Genomic DNA, 4,465 nt, shown 5'->3' with positions numbered 1-4,465 from the left:
TCTTCAGCCGGTTGATCGCCCGCTCGACAACGTTGCGCTTCTTGTAGCGCTCTTTGTCGAACCCGGTCGGGCGTCCACCGGCCGAGCCGCGCCTGCGGCGATTGTCCCGCTGGTCAGGAGGCTCGGGAATGGTATGCGGGATCTTGCGCCGCCGCAGGTAGGAGCGATTCGCGCGTGAGCTGTAGGCCTTGTCCGCGCTGACACTGTCCGGCCGGCCGCGAGGACGGCCGGGCCCGAGCCGGGGCACCGAGATCTTCTCCAGCACCGCCTGGAACTGCGGGCTGTCGCCATGCTGCCCCGGGGTGAGCACCAACGACAGCGGCCGGCAACGACCGTCGGCGGACAGGTGAATCTTCGTGGTGAGACCTCCGCGTGAACGCCCTAGACATTCACCTGCTGGACCACCTCCGCCAGGCGGGCGGACAAGCTCAGCAACGCCGGATCGCCCCGCTTTGTCCCGCCGCGCGCCCCCTTTGCCGCAGGGACCGCAGGCGGAGGTGTTTTACGCGCTCCGGCCGCATGCTGATGAGCCCGAGTCGTGGTCGAGTCGACCGACACCTGCCAGTCGATCCCGCCCTCAGCATCCTGGACGGCCTGGACCTGTGCGAGCAGATGCGCCCAGGTTCCATCAGCTGACCAGCGGCGATGCCGCTTGTACACCGTCAGCCACGGCCCGAAGCGTTCCGGCAGGTCCCGCCATGGCACACCGGTCCGCGCCCGGTACAACACGCCGTTGATGACCGTGCGGTGATCACTCCACCTGCCACCGCGTGCTCCCGCGGGTGGGAGCAACGGCTTCAGCCGCTCCCACTCCGCGTTGGTTAAGTCCCCTCGGCCTCCCACACCGACCACGGTGAGGGTGAAACCGTGATCACGTCAGGAGATCCGAGAAACAGGACCTAGGGCGGGTCGCCGAGCTGTGGGAGGCCCTGGAGGAGATTGCTGATCTCCCCGAGAAGCGGGGAAAGAAAATCATGACCAAGCTCGCCTGCTGGGGCGAGCTGGAGCAGTACGGCGTCGACGAGGTCTGGAAGGCGGTCCGGCGGCGCGCCGAGAACTCCGGCGACGACGATCAGGGCGACGAGTCTGACCTGATGACCCCCGAATGGAACGCCTTCACCAGCCCCCAGCCGGTCAAGCTGCCCGATTTCACGACCGAGAAGGAACGCCTGCCCGCCGCCACCAAGCGCTGGCTGTCTGGGGTGGTCCTCGTCACCCGGCTGCGCAAGGTGTCGGCCCTGTACGGCTTCACCCGGATCGACGCCCCCGAGTGGGGTGAGGATGGAGGCGACGCCGGCTACGCGCCGATATCCGCCGCTCCGCCCACATGGGTTCCCTGCGCCGAGATGCGTGGCGAGGGCATCTTCCTGCGTTTCCGGGAGGACGAGCTGGCCGCTTGGGAGCAACGTGACGACGTCCGGCGACGCTGCGGACAGCTCCGCGCCGGGCACGACCGGTGGCGGGCTCAGCGCAAGCTCGAACCCGGCCGCTGGCCGGGGCGCCCGTTACCTGCTGCTGCACACCTTCGCCCACGCGCTTATCCGGGAGTTCGCGCTGGAAAGCGGCTACAGCGCCGCAGGCATCGGCGAGCGGATCTACGCCGGAACCGACCTCCAGCCCATGGCCGGAGTGCTGCTCTATACGGCCGCCCCGGACAGTGAGGGCACGCTGGGCGGCCTGGTGGCCCTGGGCCGGCAGGACCGCCTCGGCACACTCATCGAGCAGGCGCTGGACGCCGCGCGGCTGTGTAGCTCCGATCCGCTGTGCGCCGAGCGTGACCCGCGTGAGCACGGCCACCTGTACGGCTCGGCCTGCCACGCCTGCCTATTCGCGTCCGAGACCTCCTGTGAAAGAGGGAACCATTACCTGGATCGGGCCCTCCTGGTCGATACCGTCAGCGACTTAGGCATTGGCTTCCTGGCCGCGCCATGAGCGGCGACGCATCCGTCATGGTGAGCGTGCTTGACCTGGGCGGCAAGTCTTGTGTTCTTGGCGGCGCGGCGGGCACCGTCGGTGGTTCATCGCGATTATGAGCGACCTGTCCACCGTCATCGCTGCCCTCGCTCGGGAACTTCCGTCTGCGTACGTACGTACGGGCATGGGCACGGATCCTCAGGGCCCACCAGGCGCCGCATCCTGCGCTGCGAGGGCTGCTCGCCCGGACCAGGACGGGGGCCGGTATGGACACCAGGGCGGCCCGGCTTCTTGCCGCCTGGTCGGCGGCCGATCCGCCGGTGCCGGGTTCGGCGGTGGCGCTTGCGCTGGAGACCGCGTCCCGGATGCGTGACGACGCTCAGCGTCACAGAACCGACATCGTGGTCAGCGGACCATACAGCGACGAGGTGCCGGTCCGGCTCACCAGCTCGGTAATCATCGAGGTGATCCGTGCCAGCCGTACGTCGTTGCTCGTGGTGAGCTTCGCCGCGTTCGGCGTCACCGAGGTCGTGCATGAACTAGCCAGGGCGGTCAGACGAGGTGTCCGGGTGGACCTGGTCCTGGAAGGCAACTCGGGGGAGGGTGGCGCGCTGCGAGGCGGTTCCGCCGCCAGCGACGCTTTCGAGCAGCTCCGGCCGCTGGCTGGGTTCTGGACTTGGGCGGACAGGCCGATGGCTGGTAGCTCGGTGCCTGCGCTCCATGCGAAGGTCGTCGCCGCGGACGAGGACATCGCTCTGCTCGGGAGTGCGAATCTCACCGACCGGGCGCTCGCCCATAACCTCGAGATCGGCGTGGTCCTCCGCGATCCCGACACGGTGCGCAGGCTCGTCGGGCACTTCCGGTCGCTCATGCGACCCGAAGCTGGTCCCTTGCGCCCTGCCAAGTAATCCTCGGTCAGCTGTGGTCGGTCATGCCGGGTACAGCTTCGCGATGACGGTCAGCTTTACAGAAACTGTGATGCCGCAGTACTGCGACATAGTGCGCTGCTTCCGATAGGTGGTGAGAAGAGCGCCACCTTGCATGGTTGGGGCCGCGTGGCCGGAGTCGGGGGCACGTCCCGGGGTGGACGATTCTCCGGCCACGCGGCGGTCTATGCGCCGTACTGCTCCATGACTGCAATTCGGCGTGCGAGATCGTGTGCAGACGAAGCGGAGATCAGAAGCGGCTTGGCCATCCGGGGCATGGCCCACCATTGACGTGTTTGGTTGCCGAACCAGCAGACCCAGGCACCGAACTTGGCGCCCAGCTCAACAAATTCGCGGGAGGGCTCCACCTCCGGCGACGTCCGTGTGACGGGCTGCTGCTCGGGCCAGCGGAACTCGGCCCAGACGGTCCGGCCTCGCGCGTCCCCGTCGACACCCATCTGCTCGCTCAGAGCCGCCACGATCGCGAGGCCGCGGCCGCCCTCAAGAAGGTTCTCGGTCTCGGCAATGCGGATGGCCGGCTGCGTCGCGGCTCCTGCGTCCGCGACGGCGATGCGCAGTGCGTTGGTGCTGCGCTGCACGTGGACAACGAAGGTGCCGCCATTTCCGGAGCGGGTGTGCATGATGGCGTTCGAGGCTAGCTCGGCCACGCAGGTGATGACGCCGTCGCGGTCCGGGCAGTCGACCAGTAGGCCGCCGACATACCGGCGTACCTCCTGGAGTTGGCGCGCCTCGCCGCGAAAGGCGCGCTGGCACCAGCCAGGGGTCATTGCTGCCTCCTCGAAATGAAGGGCCAACCGCACTCCCGCTCGGTTGCCGAGGCCCAAGGAAATCTCATCCGCAGCGCCCTGACCAGGCGTTTCGCGTCCGCTGCAGGTTCAGAAAGTTCGCCGTGTTCATCGGTGAACATGACGGTGATGGGGTGATTGCAGCCTGTTATCCTGCGGGCCCCGTTGTCCTCCTCATCAGGAAGGGAAGGACGAAATGATTGGACTTGCGCGCCTGTACGCGGAGGCCGGCTTCGGCAAGCACGAGAGCTTCGCCGCAGGGATCAACTCCCATCCGCTCGCCCGGGAATCCGGCGTGAGCGTGAGCCGGGTGAGCATCGGGCGCTACCTGTCCGGGACAACCGTGCCGGATTTGGCGGTGGCCCGCGTCATCGTGGCCGTGCTCGCCGCGCGCCTCGGTCGGCCACTCACGCTGAACGACGTGTGGCCTGTCAATGTGTGGTCTCAGGACATGCTTGACGCTTCGGTCTCAGGACATGGTTGACGTCAGCTCGGCTGGGTGTCTTTGCCGCGGACGTAGAGCCGGGTGACTGGGGTGAGGTCTTTCCGCGGCTTGATGGCGATTTCTTCCTCGCCGTGCAGAATCCGGAAGTGTGTGTCCTCGATGACGACGGTGACGAGCTTGCCGGCGTGGCGGGGGCCGAGCTTGAGCGCCTGTCTTGCGACCATGATCCGGCCGCTGGCATGGACACGTCGCTGAGCGCGGATCGACCCTGCGGGCAGCGGAGGCGGCGGCAGTGGCGCCGACGCTGATCGTGCTCCGACAAGGCCGGCCAACCGCTCTGCGCTGACCGGACAGGGCCATGTGCCGACCAGGGC

The 4,465-nt window shown here is 67.7% G+C and carries 6 protein-coding genes and 1 pseudogene; 4 read left to right on the top strand and 3 right to left on the bottom strand.

Going from position 1 to position 4,465, the window contains the following annotated elements; genetic code table 11:
* A protein-coding gene (locus BXA11_RS45920; RefSeq protein ID WP_425293416.1) for an IS5 family transposase occupies window positions 1–843 on the bottom strand; the annotation gives its coding sequence in 2 pieces (ribosomal slippage) (window positions 1–484 and window positions 487–843; 841 coding nt annotated over the 2 pieces). This gene is flagged as partial in the annotation.
* A 131-nt stretch (window positions 844–974) separates the two neighbouring features.
* Here BXA11_RS45920 and BXA11_RS45215 point away from each other — a divergent pair.
* The 3 genes from BXA11_RS45215 (at window position 975) to drmC (ending at window position 2,822) form a co-directional block, all read left to right on the top strand.
* Window positions 975–1,661, top strand: coding sequence for a hypothetical protein (locus BXA11_RS45215; protein WP_239105271.1), 687 nt, complete (start codon window positions 975–977; stop codon window positions 1,659–1,661).
* Complete coding sequence (locus BXA11_RS40970; protein ID WP_239105270.1) at window positions 1,555–1,932, top strand: Zn-binding domain-containing protein; 378 nt, start codon at window positions 1,555–1,557, stop codon at window positions 1,930–1,932. The genes BXA11_RS45215 and BXA11_RS40970 overlap by 107 nt, the downstream gene beginning before the upstream one ends.
* 122 nt (window positions 1,933–2,054) lie before the next feature.
* Entirely contained in the window at window positions 2,055–2,822 is a 768-nt protein-coding gene (gene drmC, locus BXA11_RS40965; protein ID WP_204054023.1) for a DISARM system phospholipase D-like protein DrmC, read from the top strand.
* Between the two features lie 203 nt (window positions 2,823–3,025).
* Here the strand turns inward: drmC and BXA11_RS40960 are convergent, their stop codons facing one another.
* Complete coding sequence (locus BXA11_RS40960; protein ID WP_076443328.1) at window positions 3,026–3,628, bottom strand: ATP-binding protein; 603 nt, start codon at window positions 3,626–3,628, stop codon at window positions 3,026–3,028.
* A gap of 214 nt (window positions 3,629–3,842) precedes the next feature.
* Here BXA11_RS40960 and BXA11_RS40955 point away from each other — a divergent pair, with 214 nt between their 5' ends.
* Window positions 3,843–4,130: a helix-turn-helix domain-containing protein gene (locus BXA11_RS40955; RefSeq protein ID WP_076443327.1), complete on the top strand. Its 288-nt coding sequence runs from the start codon at window positions 3,843–3,845 to the stop codon at window positions 4,128–4,130.
* Between the two features lie 2 nt (window positions 4,131–4,132).
* Here the strand turns inward: BXA11_RS40955 and BXA11_RS41795 are convergent.
* A pseudogene (locus tag BXA11_RS41795) lies at window positions 4,133–4,465 on the bottom strand (hypothetical protein); the annotation flags it as partial.

Source organism: Microbispora rosea, from assembly GCF_900156315.1.
In the GTDB taxonomy this organism is placed as follows: Bacteria; Actinomycetota; Actinomycetes; order Streptosporangiales; family Streptosporangiaceae; genus Microbispora; species Microbispora rosea.
This window is presented reverse-complemented; position numbering and strand designations above follow the sequence as displayed.